General features: G+C 58.3%; 14 protein-coding genes. 10 read left to right on the forward strand and 4 right to left on the reverse strand.

Going from position 1 to position 17,016, the window contains the following annotated elements:
- Positions 1-43 precede the first annotated feature (43 nt).
- Together DWY95_RS00190 and DWY95_RS00195 are read right to left on the reverse strand one after the other, a co-directional pair.
- A complete protein-coding gene (locus tag DWY95_RS00190) occupies positions 44-1,153 on the reverse strand; it encodes an aminoglycoside phosphotransferase family protein (protein WP_118551408.1) in 1,110 nt (369 codons plus the stop codon).
- Between the two features lie 18 nt (positions 1,154-1,171).
- Positions 1,172-2,038, reverse strand: coding sequence for an AraC family transcriptional regulator (locus tag DWY95_RS00195; protein WP_118551410.1), 867 nt, complete (start codon positions 2,036-2,038; stop codon positions 1,172-1,174).
- Between the two features lie 417 nt (positions 2,039-2,455).
- Here DWY95_RS00195 and DWY95_RS00200 point away from each other — a divergent pair, with 417 nt between their 5' ends.
- The 5 genes from DWY95_RS00200 to gnpA all read left to right on the forward strand — a co-directional run bounded on the left by DWY95_RS00200 (position 2,456) and on the right by gnpA (position 8,111).
- Positions 2,456-3,826 (forward strand): carbohydrate ABC transporter substrate-binding protein, encoded by a 1,371-nt coding sequence (locus DWY95_RS00200; RefSeq protein WP_118551412.1) that lies wholly within the window; start codon positions 2,456-2,458, stop codon positions 3,824-3,826.
- A gap of 111 nt (positions 3,827-3,937) precedes the next feature.
- Entirely contained in the window at positions 3,938-4,822 is an 885-nt protein-coding gene (locus tag DWY95_RS00205; protein ID WP_118551415.1) for a sugar ABC transporter permease, read from the forward strand.
- Between the two features lie 11 nt (positions 4,823-4,833).
- Complete coding sequence (locus DWY95_RS00210) at positions 4,834-5,730, forward strand: carbohydrate ABC transporter permease (RefSeq protein WP_118551417.1); 897 nt, start codon at positions 4,834-4,836, stop codon at positions 5,728-5,730.
- Between the two features lie 11 nt (positions 5,731-5,741).
- Positions 5,742-5,933 (forward strand): hypothetical protein, encoded by a 192-nt coding sequence (locus DWY95_RS00215; RefSeq protein WP_097778319.1) that lies wholly within the window; start codon positions 5,742-5,744, stop codon positions 5,931-5,933.
- Positions 5,934-5,951: 18 nt separating this feature from the next.
- Positions 5,952-8,111: a 1,3-beta-galactosyl-N-acetylhexosamine phosphorylase gene (gnpA, locus tag DWY95_RS00220; RefSeq protein ID WP_118551419.1), complete on the forward strand. Its 2,160-nt coding sequence runs from the start codon at positions 5,952-5,954 to the stop codon at positions 8,109-8,111.
- A gap of 363 nt (positions 8,112-8,474) precedes the next feature.
- Here gnpA and DWY95_RS00230 read toward each other — a convergent pair whose 3' ends face one another.
- Entirely contained in the window at positions 8,475-9,344 is an 870-nt protein-coding gene (locus tag DWY95_RS00230) for a patatin family protein (protein WP_118551421.1), read from the reverse strand.
- Between the two features lie 223 nt (positions 9,345-9,567).
- Between DWY95_RS00230 and DWY95_RS00235 the strand changes: the two genes are divergently transcribed.
- Positions 9,568-10,161, forward strand: a complete 594-nt coding sequence (locus DWY95_RS00235) for a xanthine phosphoribosyltransferase (RefSeq protein WP_097793532.1) — start codon at positions 9,568-9,570, stop codon at positions 10,159-10,161.
- 201 nt (positions 10,162-10,362) lie between these two features.
- Here the strand turns inward: DWY95_RS00235 and DWY95_RS00240 are convergent, their stop codons facing one another.
- Complete coding sequence (locus DWY95_RS00240; RefSeq protein WP_118551423.1) at positions 10,363-12,228, reverse strand: penicillin-binding transpeptidase domain-containing protein; 1,866 nt, start codon at positions 12,226-12,228, stop codon at positions 10,363-10,365.
- A 98-nt stretch (positions 12,229-12,326) separates the two neighbouring features.
- Here DWY95_RS00240 and DWY95_RS00245 point away from each other — a divergent pair, with 98 nt between their 5' ends.
- The 4 genes from DWY95_RS00245 (at position 12,327) to DWY95_RS00260 (ending at position 16,964) form a co-directional block, all read left to right on the forward strand.
- Positions 12,327-13,475: a putative peptidoglycan glycosyltransferase FtsW gene (locus DWY95_RS00245; RefSeq protein WP_118551425.1), complete on the forward strand. Its 1,149-nt coding sequence runs from the start codon at positions 12,327-12,329 to the stop codon at positions 13,473-13,475.
- Positions 13,476-13,664: 189 nt separating this feature from the next.
- On the forward strand, positions 13,665-15,011 hold the full coding sequence (locus tag DWY95_RS00250; RefSeq protein WP_243082491.1) for a UDP-N-acetylglucosamine 1-carboxyvinyltransferase: 1,347 nt from the start codon (positions 13,665-13,667) through the stop codon (positions 15,009-15,011).
- Positions 15,012-15,082: 71 nt separating this feature from the next.
- On the forward strand, positions 15,083-16,255 hold the full coding sequence (ftsZ, locus tag DWY95_RS00255) for a cell division protein FtsZ (protein ID WP_118551427.1): 1,173 nt from the start codon (positions 15,083-15,085) through the stop codon (positions 16,253-16,255).
- 52 nt (positions 16,256-16,307) lie between these two features.
- Positions 16,308-16,964, forward strand: coding sequence for a hypothetical protein (locus DWY95_RS00260; RefSeq protein WP_118551429.1), 657 nt, complete (start codon positions 16,308-16,310; stop codon positions 16,962-16,964).
- Positions 16,965-17,016: the final 52 nt, after the last annotated feature.

Below are 17,016 nucleotides of genomic sequence, written 5' to 3' on the forward strand. Positions count from 1 at the left end.
CGTCCATGCTTCTTGCTGTATCCGAATGGAGGAGATTGCGAAATCAGTGATTGTCCGGGCAGACGATTTCCAGCATCTGATCGAAAACCTCTTCCATCTGCCGCACCAGTGTGAACTGGGTGCGGGCGCGGTCGAGGTTGTGATCCGGGCGAGCAATATGGAAATAATGGTCGCCCTCCAGATAGTCAGTCAGAAAACGGATACCGCATTCCAGCGTCATGAGCCTTGCACCCCATGCAAGGCTCTTTTTTTCTGCCATGCTCATGGATGCCCCGGCAGTGGAGAGATACCCTTTGGCGAACACTTCGTACAGATGCAGGTCAAAATGGACTTTGCTCTGGTCGGGTTCATCCTCGGCGCAGTCGTTGGCACCGGTGCGGATGGAATCACCGAAATCATAAGCCGAAAGACCCGGCATCACGGTGTCGAGGTCAATGACACAGATGCCTTTGCCAGTGGCTTCATCGAGCAGAACATTGTTGATTTTGGTATCATTATGGGTGACACGCAGCGGAATCTCACCAGCAGTCAGCTGATCCAGCAGAACGTGGCAGTCCTTTTTCCGTGCATGGATAAAAGCAATCTCCGGCGCAATGGTTTTGGCTCGACCCAGTGCATCGGCGGCAAGGGCTTTTTCAAAGTTTGCGTAACGGTTGGGCGTATCGTGAAAACGGGCAATGGTTTCGTGGAGGGTAGAAGCAGGATAATCGGCCAGCTGGTTCTGGAACTTGCCCAGCGTTTCTGCCACAGTGCGGAAGTCTGCCTCACAGCCGACCTGTTGCAGGCAGATGGTATTCTCTACAAAATCGTAGGCTCTCCAGGCATTGCCTTCTGTGTCGATATAGTAGGATGCGCCGGACAGAGTGGGAATGACATTCAGGCATTCCCGGCCAGGGTCGCCGCCCTCTGCCTGAATCTTTGCCCGTAAATGCTGGGTCACGCCACAGATGTTTTCCATCAGTCCTGCGGGATCGGTGAATGTAGCGGTGTTGATACGCTGTAAGATAAAGCGTTTGGTATGATCTGCCCGCCAGACCACAAAGGTGTCATTGATGTGGCCCTCACCATAGTGGTGTGGATCGCAGACCATCGGCCCACCAAAATCAAAGGCGGATGCAGCGGCGCAGAGAATGGGTTCGGTGACAGGTTTCATTTGAAGTTCCTCGTTTCTTTATCTTTCATGCCGTTTTGCCGGGGCAGGGCGTTGTCCCTGCCGTACCTGACGGCGGTATTCGTTGGGAGTCAGCCCTTCCGCTTTGCGGAAGCACTGGGAAAAATAACTGGGGGACGAAAAGCCCATTAGTTCGCTGATCTGAGCCAAGCTGTAACCTGTATTGCCCAGCATATATTTGCTTTCCTCAATGCGGCGGCAATTCAGATAGGTGATGGGAGAGATGCCGTACTCCTTTTGAAAGGTGTGGGCCAGATAATACTTATTGATGTGTGCGATCTCTGCCAGACGGTCAAGCGAGATGTCCTCCCGGAAGTTGCTGTCCAGATATCGCTTGATCTCTACGCACTCCCGGCTGTCAGACCGTGGCGTTTCTTCCACCTGCAAAGAGAGCGTTGTGCAGCGTACCAGCCAGATCAGCAGCACCTCCAGCAAGTCCTGACAGACGGTTTCGCAGCCATCCAGACTGCGGTCGGCTTCAGCAAGCAGCATATGCAGCAGAGTGACCATCCGTTCCCGGTTTTCACGGCAGTTGAAGATAGCATAAGAAGAATCAGCCTTGCCGAATAAGATCTCAATGCCAGCCACACCCAGAACGATATATTCAAGCGGTGAAGCGTTCAGACTCAATTCCGTGTGCTCCACCTGTGGATTGACGATGACCATATCATCCGGCTTGACCGGGGACAGCTGCCCGCTCAGGTAGAACTGTCCTTCTCCGCTCAGGCAGTAGAACAGCTCCGTGCAGGAATGGGTGTGAGCCGTGCTGTTCCAGTCGCCGCCGAATTTGCTTTTGCTGATGTACAGCAAGCGAAAGGACTCACGGGGAGCGGGAGCATGACGGATATCAAAGCGTTCGGTGCTCATAACAGGCTCCTTTACAGCGAAACGCAATAAACATAAAAACAAAAACAAGAAGCTAAAAATATAATCGCAAAAACCGATGCGTTGAATCGTGCGTTTTTTTCATTATAGGGGCAAAGAAGAAAAAATGCAAGCCCTGATTTTGGACAGGATAAATATTTTTGATGCCGTTAAAGAATAAAAATATGTCAAACCGGTTACAAACGGGAAGAATGTACCAAAACAGACGGGACGAATTTAGTGCTTTTGCTGAAGGAAAATTCTAAAAAGCAAGATTTATAAAAAACGAAACAACAAACATCTTGTTGCAAAGGGTGAAAACCTCTATATTGAAGTCAATAAATCACACGACCCCCTCGGACAAAACCTGTTTGTCCCGGTTGTGGTTTTGAACGGAATCTTTATGATGGAGGATACACTATGAAACGCATTTCTCGTCGCAATTTTCTGAAAGCGGCTGGCGTGGGTGCCGCTGCACTGAGCCTGGCTGCCTGTGGTGGTGCTGCCAGCTCCACCGCGTCCAGCACGGCATCTTCTGCCGCTGCTTCTTCCGCAGTGGCTGCGGACGTCACCATCAAGGTTGCTGCCATCGAGACCGGCTACGGTGCTGAGATGTGGAAAAAGGTCACCGAGGCCTTTACCGCCCAGACCGGCATCAAGGTGGACCTGACCACCGACAAAAAGCTGGAGGACGTCATCGGCCCCTCCATGCAGGGCGGCGACTACCCCGACGTGGTTCATCTGGCCACCGGCCGTGAAGCTGCCCTGACCGAGCAGTTCATCAAGGGCAACCTGATCGCCGACATCACCGATGTGCTGAGCATGACGGTTCCCGGCGAGAGCAAGAAAGTCAGCGAGAAGATCGCCGGCGGCTTTACCGACACCTCCCTGACCAACCCCTACGGCGACGGCAAAACCTATCTGGCTCCCATGTTCTACAGCCCCTGCGGCCTGTTCTACAACGCCGGTTTCCTGAAGGAAAAGGGCTGGGATGTGCCCACCACATGGGATGAAATGTGGGAACTGGGTGACAAGGCTGCCGCTGAGGGCACCTACCTGTTCACTTACCCCACCACCGGCTACTTTGATGCGTTCTTCTATGCGCTGATGTATGCAGCAGGCGGCCCCGACTTCTTCAACAAGGCGACCCATTATGAAGAAGGCATCTGGGATACTGCCGAAGCACAGACCTGCTTTGACATCGTGACCAAACTGGCCTCCTACACCAACCCCATCACTCCGGCACAGGCGAACGATCAGGACTTTACCCAGAATCAGCAGCTGGTGCTGGATAACAAGGCTCTGTTCATGCCCAACGGTACCTGGATCGTGGGCGAGATGGCCGAAGCTCCCCGTGCGGATGGCTTCGAGTGGGGCATGACTGCTCTGCCCGCAGTCAAGGCTGGCGGCGATCAGTACAGCTATACATGGTTTGAGCAGGCATGGATCCCGGCAGGTGCGGAGCATCAGGATGCCGCCAAGCAGTTCGTGGCTTACCTGTACAGCGACGAAGCCTGCAAGCTGTTTGCCGAGAGCGGTGCGATCCAGCCTGTGCTGGGCATCGCCGACAGTCTGGAAGGCGACAACAAGATGTTCTACTCCATCTACGACAACGGCGCAAAGGCAGCTATGGGCAACTTTGCTTCCTTCACTGCCATCCCCGGCGTGGAAGTGCGCACCGTGTTCTTCGACCCTGTCAACTCTCTGGTGTCCGGCAGCATGACCGAGCAGCAGTGGATCGACGGCATCAAGTCCGCCAGCGACCAGATGCGCGCCAACATCATCGAGTAAGAACGAAGCTGCATCCGAAAACAGCTTCCAAGGCCCTGCCCAGCGGAGGCGGTTTTGACCGCCTCCGCTTTTTTGGGTTTCTGGATTCCAGTAGAAAGGAACGGTTTGTCTATGAAATCTGACAAAAGCCGCAAACGGTTCGTGTTCCTCTGTGTGGCACCGGCCACCATCCTGTTTTTCATTTTTATGATCTTGCCAACCCTCAATGTGTTCCGCATGAGCCTGTATGAGCGTGGAGCCTACTCGCCAAACGAAACCTTTGTCGGGCTGAAAAACTTTCAGCATCTGCTGAAGGACACCCAGTTCATCCGCTCCATGCAGAACATGATCCTGCTGGTGGTGGTCGTTACCATCATCACCTTTGCGTTTGCGCTGGTGTTTGCAGCCATCCTGACCCGCGAAAAAATCAAGGGGCAGAATTTCTTCCGCATCATTTTCTACATCCCGAACATCCTGTCTGTGGTCGTCATCTCCGGTATTTTCTCTGCCATCTATAAGCCGGAGAATGGTATGCTGAACAGCATCATCGGGCTGTTCCGGGATATGACTGACCCTATCCTCTGGAAAGGCGAAAAGCTGGTCATTCCGTCCATCATCATTGCAATGGTCTGGCAGGCTGTGGGCTACTATATGGTGATGTATATGGCTTCCATGTCCTCGGTGCCTGCCAGCTTGTACGAGAGTGCCAATCTGGACGGAGCGGGCCGTCTGACCCAGTTCTTCCAGATCACGATTCCGCTGGTCTGGACGAACATCCGTACCACCCTGACCTTCTTTATCATTTCCACCATCAATATGGCGTTCCTGTTTGTCAAGGCGATGACCAGCGGCGGGCCGAACGGTGCCTCGGATGTGGCTCTGAACTATATGTACAGCCAGAAAGATGCAGGTCTGTACGGTTACAGCATGGCAATCGGTGTGGTTATCTTCCTGTTCTCGTTCGCCTTGTCCGCCTGTGTCAATCGTGCCACCAGCCGTGAACCGCTGGAGTTTTAAGGAGGAAAACTATGAAGAAAACGGAAGAAAAATCCTCCCGTTCGGCGGAGGGCCTGTACAAATTTTTTATCTATTTTGTGCTGATCCTGCTGGCTGTGACGATCATTGTGCCGGTGGCATGGGTGTTTATGGCATCCATCAAGCAGAACTCGGAGTTCTACGGCAATCCGTGGGCACTGCCTGCCGGATTCTACTGGCAGAACTTCGTCAATGCGTGGAATGGAGCCAAGATGGGCGAATATATGCTCAACTCCGTTCTGGTCACAGCACTGGCTCTGGTGCTGCTGCTGGTGATTGCGCTGCCGGCAGCTTACTGCCTGTCCCGTTTCCGGTTCAAGGGGTGCAAGCTGCTGAACACGCTGTTTATGGCAGGTCTGTTCATCAATGTCAACTATATCGTAGTTCCCATCTTCCTGATGCTGCGTGATGGTGATGTGTGGCTGAAAAACCATATCGGCAGCGGCTTTTTGCTGAACAACCTGTTCGTTCTGGCGGTCGTGTATGCAGCTACGGCGCTGCCCTTTACCATCTATCTGCTGTCGGGCTATTTTGCCACTTTGCCCCACGACTTTGAAGAAGCAGCCTACATCGACGGTGCCAGCTATTTCTCTACAATGACCCGTATCATTTTCCCAATGGCGAAGCCGTCTATCATCACCATTATTCTGTTCAACTTCCTGTCTTTCTGGAATGAGTACATCATCTCCATGACCCTGATGAGTTCCACCAACGCACCCCGTACTCTGCCGGTGGGTCTGCTGAATCTGATGCAGGCTCAGCAGAGTGCTGCGCAGTACGGCACCATGTACGCAGGTCTTGTGCTGGTGATGCTGCCCACTCTGATTTTGTACATCTGTGTGCAGAAGCAGCTGACGCAGGGCATGACGGTGGGCGGCTTGAAAGGATAAGGTGACAAAACATGAAAACATTCTGGAAAACGCATCCTGCCCTGCGCATCGTGCTGATGATCGTGCTGTTTGTGCTGTCCATTGCATTGGTTGTGGCAGGCTGGAAAATGACTGGACAGCTGGCAGGGCTTGGCATCATGCTTGTGGGCGTGGCACTGCTGCTGGCGGTACTGGCCATTTACAACGCAACCTATCAGGATTGAGGATAAGAGAGGAAAACTATGGAAGATAAGTGCAAGACCGGGCGCGTTACCATTCCGACCGACCTGGATGTGGTGCCCGAAACGCTGGAGATTCTGAAAAAGTGGGGCGCGGATGCCATCCGTGACTGCGATGGTACGGATTTCCCGCAGGAACTGAAAAACGCCGATGCAAAGATCTATTCTACCTATTATACCACGCGCAAGGATAACGCATGGGCCAAAGCAAACCCGGACGAGGTGCAGCAGTGCTACATTATGACGGGCTTCTACACCGCCCCCGGCGACACCGTGACCATCCCTCTGATGAAAGGCATCAGCCCGGAGCTGATGAAAGTGAACGATCACGATGACATCACCCGCTGGTGGGAGGTCATGGATCGAACCACCGGTCAGCCTGTGCCGCCAGAACAGTGGAGCTATGCGGATGGCAGCGTGACCGTGCAGGCGGTGCCGTTCCATGAGTATACCGTGAGTTTCCTTGCCTACCTCATCTGGGACCCGGTGCATATGTACAATGCCACCACCAACGGCTGGACGAATTTCGAGCATCAGATCACCTTTGATGTGCGCCAGCCGAAAACCCACAAATATTCCATGGAGCGTCTGCGGAAATTCATTGCAGAGCATCCGTATGTGAACGTCATCCGCTATACCACGTTCTTCCATCAGTTCACCCTGATCTTCGATGAACTCAAGCGGGAAAAATTCGTGGACTGGTATGGCTATTCTGCTTCCGTCAGCCCCTATATCCTCAATCAGTTTGAGCAGGAAGTGGGCTACAAGTTCCGCCCGGAGTATATCATCGACCAGGGCTACTACAACAACCAGTATCGTGTGCCCAGCAAGGAATACCGTGATTTCCAGGCGTTCCAGCGGCGCGAAGTAGCAAAGCTGGCCAAAGAAATGGTGGACATCACGCACGAGTGCGGCTGCGAGGCGATGATGTTTCTGGGCGATCACTGGATCGGCACCGAGCCTTTCATGCCGGAGTTCAAGACCATCGGGCTGGATGCCGTGGTGGGCAGCGTGGGCAATGGCTCCACGCTGCGCCTGATCTCTGACATTGAGGGCGTGAAGTACACCGAAGGCCGTTTCCTGCCGTACTTCTTCCCCGACACCTTCCACGAGGGCGGCGACCCGGTGCGGGAAGCCAAGGAGAACTGGGTTACAGCCCGCCGCGCTATCCTGCGCAAGCCCATCGACCGCATCGGCTATGGCGGCTATCTGAAACTGGCCTTGCAGTTCCCGGAGTTCGTGGACTACGTGGAGAGCGTCTGCAACGAGTTCCGCGAACTGTACGAGAATATCAAGGGCACTACGCCTTACTGTGTCAAACGGGTGGCCGTGCTGAACTGCTGGGGTAAAATGCGGGCTTGGGGCTGTCACATGGTGCATCACGCCCTCTATTACAAGCAGAATTACAGCTATTCGGGCGTGATCGAAATGCTGTCCGGCGCACCGTTTGATGTGAAATTTATCAGCTTTGAGGATATCAAGAACGATCCGAAGCTGCTGGATTCGTTGGATGTCATTATCAATGTCGGCGATGCAGACACCGCCCACACTGGCGGCATCTGGTGGGAAGACCCGGAGATCTCCTCTGCTATCCGCAAGTTCGTCTGGAACGGCGGCGGCTTCATCGGCGTGGGTGAGCCTTCCGGTCACCCGTATCAGGGCCATATCCTCCAGATGGCCAGTGTTCTGGGCGTGGAGGAAGAAAACGGCTTTACCCTGAACTACGACAAGTACAACTGGGAAGAGCATCCGAATCATTTCATCTTGCAGGATGCTGACCAGCCCATCGACTTCGGTGAGGGAAAGAAGAACATTTATGCCCTGGAAGGCACCGAAGTGCTGGTGCAGCGGAATAAGGAAGTGCAGATGGCGGCACACGACTTCGGCAAGGGTCGTGCCGTGTACATCAGCGGTGTGCCTTACAGTTTTGCCAACAGCCGCACCCTTTACCGAGCCATCTTGTGGAGTGCCCACAGCGAGGAGGAACTGCACACTTGGTTCAGTTCCAACTACAATGTGGAAGTCCATGCTTATGTCAAAAATGGCAAGTATTGCGTTGTGAACAACACGTACGATCCGCAGGATACCACAGTTTATACGACGGATGGCAACAGCTTTGACCTGCATCTGGATGCCAATGAGATCAGATGGTATGAAATTTAAGTTCTCCTTCTTATCAATCCGTGCAGTGAACGACCACTGCACAGCATAAGAGAAAACGGTGACGTTCCACAATGCGGAAAGTCACCGTTTTTCTTAAATTTCCCAGGAGGCAACAATGCTTCTTTCTGGTTTTTGGGGGTCAATGGTTACTTCGATAGGCGTTCCTTTGGATAGGAGAGGATTGAACCAGAACCAATGGGATTGTCCATAGTAAACATCTTTTCCGACTTTACCGTGTGACAGATGCCTGGGTGAAAGGTCATTTGTCAGGGTCGTTTGACCACAATGCCCGCCAGTCACGAACAAGGCCCCGCCCTGCACCGCACGGGAATGTGTGCGATGCAGGGCGGGGCTTGCTGCTTGTTAAGCTTCCGGTTCCGCCTTGGCGGCGTCGAGGAAGGCTTTGATCTTGTCGATCTGGATCTGTGCCACGGCGCGGCCGGTCTCGTAGACGCGGCGGAGCTGATCGGGGTCACGCTCCATGGCGCCGATCTCCAGCGGGATGGGCGGGCGGATGACGTAATCGGCACCGGCCTGTTCCAGCATGGAGATGTAGCTCAGCGTCTCGTTGTAGCGCTCGTGGCGGTCGGCCACGGCCTCCACAAAGGCCGGATAGCGCAGATAGCGCGCCCGGATGGCGGGCAGCAGGGGGTTCTTCTTCTTGACGAAGCTCTTGGGCTGGGTCAGGATGATGAGATTGCGCTTGTAGCCGATGGACTCAAAAAAGCGGATGGGGATGGAGTCGGCGACGCCGCCGTCCAGCAGGCCGTAGTGGCCGATCTGGACGATCCTGGCGGCCAGCGGCATGGAAGCCGATGCCTCCATCCAGCGGACGTCCTCGGCGTCACCCGTGCGGCATTTGTGGTAAATGGGTTCGCCGGTCTTCACGTCCGTGCAGACGACGAAAAAATCCATGGGCGAGGCCGCAAAGGCCGTTTCGTCAAACGGGTCCAGCTTTTCGGGGACATCGTGATAGCAGAACTGTTCACTGTACAGATTGCCGGTGCGCAGCAGATTCTTAAAGCTGGCATAGCGCCGGTCGTTGCAGTACTGGGTGTTGTAGCGGATGGCGCGGCCGATCTGATGCGACTTGTAATTGCAGCCGAACACGGCACCGGCCGACACGCCGATGGCACCGTCTACCGTGATGTCATGTTCCATCAGCACATCCAGAACGCCTGCGGTGAACATACCCCGCATCGCGCCGCCTTCCAAGACCAATCCTGTTTTCATATGGTGTTGCTCCTTCTTGTCCTTCGTATCCCACAGTGCGGGAGGCTCTCCACGACCTCCGCAGCTCCTCGGCCTCGTATTCCGAGGATTACCTTCAGTATACTCGAATTTTTGGAGAAAACAAGAGAGAAATTGCCCAAAAGACCTTGAAATCTGGTAGGGGAATCCGGTATACTAGGTGAAATCGAAATGCTGTATCAAAAGCTTGGAGGAAGAGACTGAAATGAAACTGCTGGAAGATCGGATTCGCAAGGACGGCATCGTGCGCGAGGGCAACGTGCTGAAGGTGGACAGCTTCATCAACCACCAGATGGACATCCCGCTGTTCCGTGAGATGGCAAAAGAGTGGAAGCGCCTGTTTGCAGGCAAACCCATCAACAAAGTGCTGACCATTGAAGCCAGCGGCATCGGCATTGCAGCAGTGGTCGCCAGCGAGTTCAATGTGCCGGTGGTCTTTGCCAAAAAGTCCATGAGCATCAATCTGGACTACAACAATTACGAGACCAGGATCCAGTCCTTCACCCACAAAAAAATCTATAACGTCATCGTCTCCAAAAAGTTCCTCACCCCGGAAGACCATGTCCTCATCATCGACGATTTCCTGGCCAACGGCTGCGCCCTGATGGGCCTGCTGGAACTGGCCAATGAGGCCGGGGCCACCGTCGAGGGCATCGGCATCGCCGTCGAGAAGGGCTTCCAGCAGGGCGGCGAGCTGATCCGCAGCAAGGGCATCCAGCTGGAGAGCCTCGCCATCGTCGAGTCCATGGATGCGGCCACCGGTGAGATCCGGTTCCGCGAGCAGCCGCAGCAGAATTAACAACGAACCTTCAGACCGCTTCGGCGGTCTTTTTTTGTTAGGGTGTATCTGAAAAGTCGAAAATATAGTCTATTTCTACAAACGCAGCCGGATTTTGCGTTAAAAAGCCTTGAAATCCACAAAGGATTCCTGCGGCTCTTTGCCTTAAATCCTGCTTGTGTTTGCGAAATATCCGTCATTTTCTTTGTTTTCAGACACACCTTAGGCGCCATCGAAGCTGTCGCCGTCGGCGGGGAGGTCGGCGGCGGTGGGCTCGGAGGCAGCTGCATCCGGCACAGCGGCGCGGGGGATGCCCTTATAAACGAGAGTCTGTTCCAGCACCTCGGCGCAGACGGGGGCCGAGAGGCTGCCGCCGGCTGTGGTCCAGCTGTGGGGCTCATCAAGGCAGACGAGGCAGAGGAACTGCGGGTCGTCGATGGGTGCTACGGCCACAAAGCTGGCGATGCGGGCTTTTTCGTCGGCGCTGTCCAGTTTCTGGCTGGTGCCGCTCTTGCCGCCCACCCGGTAGCCTGCGATCTGTGCGTTCCGTCCGCCGCCGTAGAGAACGACGGCCTCCATCATCTCCCGCATGACGGCGCTGGTCTCGGCCTTGAGCACCTGCCGGGTGCAGGCGGAGCCGATGTGTTCAATGAGGCTCCCATCCGGCGCGAGGATGTCGGAAACCACGTAGGGCCGCATCAGCTTCCCGCCGTTGACTACGGCGCAGACGGCCGCTGCCATTTCGAGGTAGGAGATCTTACTGCTCTGCCCGAAGGCACAGGAGGCCAGCTCCACCGGGCCCATCCGGTCGGCGGTGTAGTACAGGCTTTTCTTCGGCTCCGCGGGCAGGTCGATGCCGGTGGGCTCCCGGAGGCCGAAGGCGGCGAAGTAGCTGCAGAAAGCCTCCCGGCCCAGCCGGGCACCGATCTGGATGAAGCTCTGGTTGCAGGAGTTTTCGAGCGCCTGGGTCACGGTCTGGGCCCCGTGGCGCTTGTGGTTGGCGCAGTGGAACCGTGTCCCGGCCACCGAGATGGATTCGCCGCAGTAGAAACTGGAATGCCGGGTGATGGCCCCGGCATCCAGCGCGGCGGCGCAGGTGATGAGCTTGAAGACGCTGCCCGGCTCGTAGAGGTCGCTGACGGCCTTGTTCCGCCACTGGGTCTGCTGGGCCAGCTGCAGGGCGGCACGGCGCGCCTCGCCGGAAAGGCTCTCCACTTGGTTCCGGGCGGCTTCGTCCGCGATGACACGGGGCTCGTTGGGGTCGTAGGAGGGGGTGGTGGACATGGCCAGAACGGCCCCGGTGTTCACGTCCATCACGATGCCAACGGCCCGCGCGGCCACATGGTGTTCCTGCACCGCGTACCCCAGCGCGTTTTCCAGATAGTGCTGGATCTGGGTGTCGATGGTCAGCCGCAGGCCGTCGCCCTCGGTGGGAAAACGCTCGGTCTCGTAGCTCTGTTCCAGCGTGTAGCCCCAGGCGTTGACCGCAGTCAGCACCACGCCGTTCTCGCCGGTGAGCAGGCCGTCGTACTGCAGCTCCAGCCCGGAGACCCCGGCGTTGTCCACATTGGTGAACCCCAGCACCGACGCGAGGAACTGCCCCTGCGGATACCACCGTTTGGAGTCCTGATTGATGCGGATGCCAGTGATGCCGTTGTCCTCACAGAACGCCCGCACCCGGTCGGCGGTGGTGCGGTCCACCCGGTAGCGGAGCAGGCAGTCGTTGGAGCGGCGGTCGCGGAACGATTCCAGCAAGCTGTCCGCGTCGAGGTCCAGGATGTCCGCAAGGCCCTCGGCGGCGAGGGAGAGCTTGTCGTCTGGCATCTCGCGGGGCGAGGCGCGGAGCGTCCAGCAGCTGCTGTTCGCTGCCAGCAGAACGCCGTCGGCGCTGTAAATTTTGCCCCGGTCCGCGGGCACGACGGTGTCCCGCAATTGCTGGCCGAGGGCGCGGTCGGTGTACCAGCGGCTGGTGCGCAGCTGCAAATAAAACAGCCGCGCCGCCAGCCCCAGGCAGACGGCGCAGAATACCACGGCCACCATCCGCGCCCGGCGGCGGAAGGCCTGCTCCGGGAGGGTGCGGAGAGGCATGACATCATCTCCCTTCGCCGCTATTTTATGTACCGGCGGCTCCAAAAAGACTAACGCCCCGGCCTCCGGCGTACAATAAGAGGACAGGGGGTGAACGGATGAAAGAAACTGCTGCGGCCCGGCCCGGCGGGCGGCACCGGGCCGGACTGCGGGCTCTGCCTGCGCCGGACCTGCCCTTTCTGGTGCTGGTGCTCACGCTGGTGGGCTTTGGGCTGGTGATGCTGGGCAGCGCATCGGGGGCCGTGGCGCTCTACCGGCGGGGCGATGCCTTCGCCTACCTCCGCCCGCAGCTGCTCTATGCGGCGCTGGGCATCGCCGGGATGGGCCTTGCCAGCCGGGTGGATTACCACATCTTCCACAAACTGGCGTGGCCGCTTCTGGGCGTTTCGCTGCTCTTGTTGACGGCGGTGCTGTTCATGCCGGAGTACAACGGCTGCAAGCGGTGGCTGGTGCTGCCGGGGCTGGGCACCCTGCAGCCCAGCGAGATCGCAAAATTTGCGGTAGTGCTGGTGTTTGCCCACATCATCTCGCTCAACCATGACCGGATGCAGAGCTTTGCCGTGGGGGTGCTGCCCTTTGCGCTGGTGCTGGGCGTGGTGGCGGCGCTGATGCTGCTGGAGCCGCATCTTTCCGGTACACTGCTCATTCTGGGCATCGGTGCCGTGCTGATGTTCGTGGGCGGCACCGGGCTGCGGTGGTTCGTGCTGGCGGGCGTGGGCGGTGCCGGGGCCATCGCGGCGGCGGTGGTCATCATGCCGGACCTGGTGCCATACGCAGCAGACCGCCTCCGCTCCTGGCAGGATCCCTTTGCAGACCCGCTGGGCGACGGGCACCAGACCATCCAGAGTCTGTATGCCATCGGGTCGGGCGGGGCAGCCGGGCTGGGGCTGGGCAACAGCCGCCAGAAGCACCTTTTCGTGCCCGAACCGCAGAACGACTTCATCTTTTCCATCGTCTGCGAGGAGCTGGGCTTCATCGGGGCCTGTGCAGTGGTGGGGCTGTTCGTGCTGTTGCTGTGGCGGGGCATCACCATCGCAGCCAGAGCGCCCGACCGGTTCGGGGCGCTGCTGGTGGTGGGCTTCGTGGTGCAGGTGGCGCTGCAGGCCGTGCTGAACGTGGCCGTCGTCACCAACACCATCCCGAACACCGGCATCAGCCTGCCCTTCTTTTCTTCCGGCGGCACCAGCCTGATGATGCTTCTGGGCGAAATGGGCATTGTTCTGTCCGTTTCGAGGGGCGAGACATAAAAAGAGTGCAGGACCCGCCTGTTTCCGGAAACCACGCTGCGCTTCCGGTCTGCCAAAGGCTCCCCCTTTGGGGGGCGCTGGTACGCGAAGCAGGACGGAGAAGGACAAACAAAACGACAAATTCCAATGCACATGCAGCCCTCATTTCGCATACCGTGGGGTATCTTTTGCGAAATGGGGGCTGCATTTATGGAAAACCGGATCGTGGTGATGGGCGGCCGCCCGCTGAACGGTGCAGTGCGCATCCCGGCGGCGAAAAACAGCGTGCTGCCGCTGCTTGCGGCGTCGATGCTCTGCGGCGATGTGCGCCTGCGGGCCGTGCCGCGCCTTTCGGATGTGGCGGCGAGCCTGGCGCTTTTGCGGGGCGCAGGCTGTGCGGCCCGGTGGGAAGGGGAGGATGTCCTTGTCTCTGGTGCCCCACAGAACAGCAGCCTTCCGGGGCAAACTGCCGAACAAATGCGGGCGTCCATCCTCTTCTGTGCGCCGCTGCTGGCAAAGCTGGGCCGTGCCGAGACGAGCCTGCCCGGCGGGTGCAACATCGGGGCGCGGCCCATCGACCTGCATCTGGCCGGGCTGCGCCAGATGGGGGCGGTGGAGTGGGAGGCAGGCCCCGGCCGGCTGGTGCTGACGGCTCCGTCCGGCCTGCACGGGGCAGAGATCATCCTGCGCTTCCCCAGCGTGGGGGCCACGGAGACGCTCGTGCTGGCAGCGGCCTGCGCCAGAGGCACCACCGTGCTGCGGGGTGCGGCGCGGGAGCCGGAGATCGCAGACTTGGCCGCATTTCTGAACCGCTGCGGCGCACACATCCAGGGGGCGGGAAGTTCCACCCTTTGCATCGAGGGGCGGAGGAACCTTTCCGGCTGCGTGTTTTCGCCTCTGCCGGACCGCATTTTTGCCTCCACGCTGGCTTGCGCGGTGGCAGCAGCGGGCGGGCGCGCCGAACTGAGCGGCTGCCCGGCTTCGCTCTATGCGCCGGTGCTGGAAATTCTGGAACAAATGGGGTGCCGGGTGGAGAAGGGCGGCGACAGCGTCCGGCTCTCCCGCTTCGGGCGGCTGTATGGGGCCGGGCGGGTGTTCACGGGCGTTTACCCGGCCCTTGCCACGGATGCGGCCCCGCTGCTGGCGGCGGCTATGCTCTGCGCCGAGGGGGAGAGCAGCATCGAAGACGTTATCTTTGAGCGGCGGTTCGGCTGCGCGGCCGGTTTTGAACGTCTTGGCGCGAAGGTTCAGGTCAATGGACGAACGCTGTGTATCCGGCCGGGCGGGGTGCTGCGGGGCACGGAGCTGGCTGCGCCGGACCTGCGGGGCGGGGCTGCACTGGTGGTGGCGGCGCTGGCCGCGTCCGGGACCAGCGTGATCGGGCACCCGGAACATATCGACCGGGGGTATGCCGCTTTTACGGAGATTTTGTCATCTTTGGGGGCACAAATTCGCCGTGAAGAGCGCTCCCGAAACCCATCTGCGAAAAAAACCTCTTCAAAAAAGCAAAATCATCTTGCAATCGGAACAAAAAGATGGTACGATACAGTTATATAAATGTAGGTTTGATATAATTCTGTGCGAAATGCTCAGGTCTACGATAACATCCGCAATGGAGGACAAAAGTTATGGCACTCATGCTCGACGAAGAAATGGACGAAAACGTTACGACGATCAAGGTCATCGGCGTAGGCGGCGGCGGCGGCAACGCAGTCAACCGCATGGTGAGCGACGGCCTGCAGGGCGTCGAATTCATCGCAATGAACACCGACCAGCAGGCGCTGACCAAGAACCATGCTGCCACCAAGGTGCAGCTGGGCTCCAAGCTCACCAAGGGCCGCGGTGCAGGTGCAGACCCGGAGATCGGCCAGCGTGCGGCCGAGGAGAGCAAGGACGAGATCGCAAATGCCCTCAAGGGCTCGCAGATGGTCTTCATCACCGCCGGTATGGGCGGCGGCACCGGCACCGGTGCGGCTCCCGTTGTGGCGGAGGTCGCCCATGACCTGGGCATCCTGACCGTCGGCATCGTCACCAAGCCCTTCTCGTTTGAGGGCAAGCGGAAGATGGGCCTGGCCGAGCAGGGCATCGCAAACCTGCTGATGCACGTGGACAGCCTGATCGTCATCCCCAATGAGCGCCTGAAGATGATCAGCCAGGAGAAGATCACCCTGATGAATGCCTTCCAGGCCGCCGACAACGTGCTGCGCCAGGGCGTGGAATCCATCTCCGCCCTGATCAACGTGCCGGCTTTCATCAACCTGGACTTCGCCGATGTGCGCTCCATCATGAAGGATGCAGGCTACGCACACATGGGCGTGGGCAGCGCAAAGGGTGCCGGCAAGGCAGAGAACGCCGCCAAGGCTGCCATTTCCTCTCCGCTGCTGGAGACCAGCATCGCCGGTGCACACGGCGTCATCATCAACATCACTTCCAGCCCGGACATCGGCCTGGAGGATGTCGAGACCGCTGCCGGTCTCATCACCCAGAGCGCACACCCCGATGCGAACATCATCTGGGGTACTGCGTTCGACGAGAACCTGTCCGATGAGATGCGCGTGACCGTCGTTGCCACCGGCTTCGACAACAAGATCCCCGAAGGCCTGCGCAGTACCCTGAACGGTGCCGCCGCTTCCGTCAGCTCTGCTCCGTCGGCTGTGTTCAGCTCGGATGTGGCGGTAGCCAAGAACAGCGCAGCTGCCGCTTCGGCTCCCGCTGCCGGTGCTGCAAAGCCCGTGGAAGAGGAGAGCAGCGACAACCGTTATTATGACGAGCTGCTGGCGATCCTGAACAAGCGCAAGTAAAAACAGCAAATGGCGTGAGCTCTTTGCACGGAGGTGTGAGGAGGGCAGGAGGATGCTACCGCAGGACGTATGGCTGCACACCGAATGGCTGAGCTGCCGCAGAAACAGCGTGTTGCGCTGTGTGGAGCGGTACAGTGCCGCTGCGGCCAGCGAATACCGCCGCGCTCTGCGCAAGGTGCAGGAAGTGGAGGAAACTATGGCGCAGGTTGGAACAGAGACCGGGCCCCATGGCACGGCCTCTCAGCCCGCTGCACGGCTGCAGTCGGGTGAAGTGGAAGCCTTGAACCGCCGCCTGTCGGCAGCAAATGCCGAGATCCGGCGTTATCAGACCCGCCTTTTTGCCTGTGAGCGCGAAGTGGTCGCGCTGCGGCAGGAGAATGCGGAACTGGAAGCACTCTGCGATCAGGCGCGCAAAAATGAGCTGCTGCCGCCCAAGACGCCTCAGCCCCCGGTGCTGGACCAGCCCGGCCTGCCGGTGATTGTGTTCCCCGGCCAGGCAGCGCAGGAACCGGCGCTCCCGGAAGCGGCTCCGCAGAGTACCCCCGCCCCGCAGGCGGCAGAGCCTGCACCAGCTCCCAAAGCTGCCGAAGCACCCGAACCGGAAGAAGTGCGGGAATCTCCCTTTGCACAGAAGGACTGGAAACCCACTACCCGGCTGGACTACCTTTCGGTGGACATCGTGCATCAGCTGGAAGCACTGATGGGATAATACAAAACACAAAGACGACCGGAAACGCATTGCGCTTCCGGTCGTCTTTTGT

Source organism: Faecalibacterium sp. AF28-13AC (assembly GCF_003478405.1).
Classification (GTDB): Bacteria; Bacillota; Clostridia; order Oscillospirales; family Ruminococcaceae; genus Faecalibacterium; species Faecalibacterium prausnitzii_E.

Coding starts and splice junctions, on each gene's coding strand:
- DWY95_RS00195 (WP_118551410.1), bottom strand. CDS start 2,038: ATGAGCACCGAACGCTTTGATATCCGTCATGCTCCCGCTCCCCGTGAG.
- DWY95_RS00205 (WP_118551415.1), top strand. CDS start 3,938: ATGAAATCTGACAAAAGCCGCAAACGGTTCGTGTTCCTCTGTGTGGCA.
- DWY95_RS00215 (WP_097778319.1), top strand. CDS start 5,742: ATGAAAACATTCTGGAAAACGCATCCTGCCCTGCGCATCGTGCTGATG.
- DWY95_RS00250 (WP_243082491.1), top strand. CDS start 13,665: ATGGAAAACCGGATCGTGGTGATGGGCGGCCGCCCGCTGAACGGTGCA.
- DWY95_RS00245 (WP_118551425.1), top strand. CDS start 12,327: ATGAAAGAAACTGCTGCGGCCCGGCCCGGCGGGCGGCACCGGGCCGGA.
- ftsZ (WP_118551427.1), top strand. CDS start 15,083: ATGGCACTCATGCTCGACGAAGAAATGGACGAAAACGTTACGACGATC.
- DWY95_RS00235 (WP_097793532.1), top strand. CDS start 9,568: ATGAAACTGCTGGAAGATCGGATTCGCAAGGACGGCATCGTGCGCGAG.
- DWY95_RS00230 (WP_118551421.1), bottom strand. CDS start 9,344: ATGAAAACAGGATTGGTCTTGGAAGGCGGCGCGATGCGGGGTATGTTC.
- gnpA (WP_118551419.1), top strand. CDS start 5,952: ATGGAAGATAAGTGCAAGACCGGGCGCGTTACCATTCCGACCGACCTG.
- DWY95_RS00210 (WP_118551417.1), top strand. CDS start 4,834: ATGAAGAAAACGGAAGAAAAATCCTCCCGTTCGGCGGAGGGCCTGTAC.
- DWY95_RS00260 (WP_118551429.1), top strand. CDS start 16,308: ATGCTACCGCAGGACGTATGGCTGCACACCGAATGGCTGAGCTGCCGC.
- DWY95_RS00240 (WP_118551423.1), bottom strand. CDS start 12,228: ATGCCTCTCCGCACCCTCCCGGAGCAGGCCTTCCGCCGCCGGGCGCGG.
- DWY95_RS00200 (WP_118551412.1), top strand. CDS start 2,456: ATGAAACGCATTTCTCGTCGCAATTTTCTGAAAGCGGCTGGCGTGGGT.
- DWY95_RS00190 (WP_118551408.1), bottom strand. CDS start 1,153: ATGAAACCTGTCACCGAACCCATTCTCTGCGCCGCTGCATCCGCCTTT.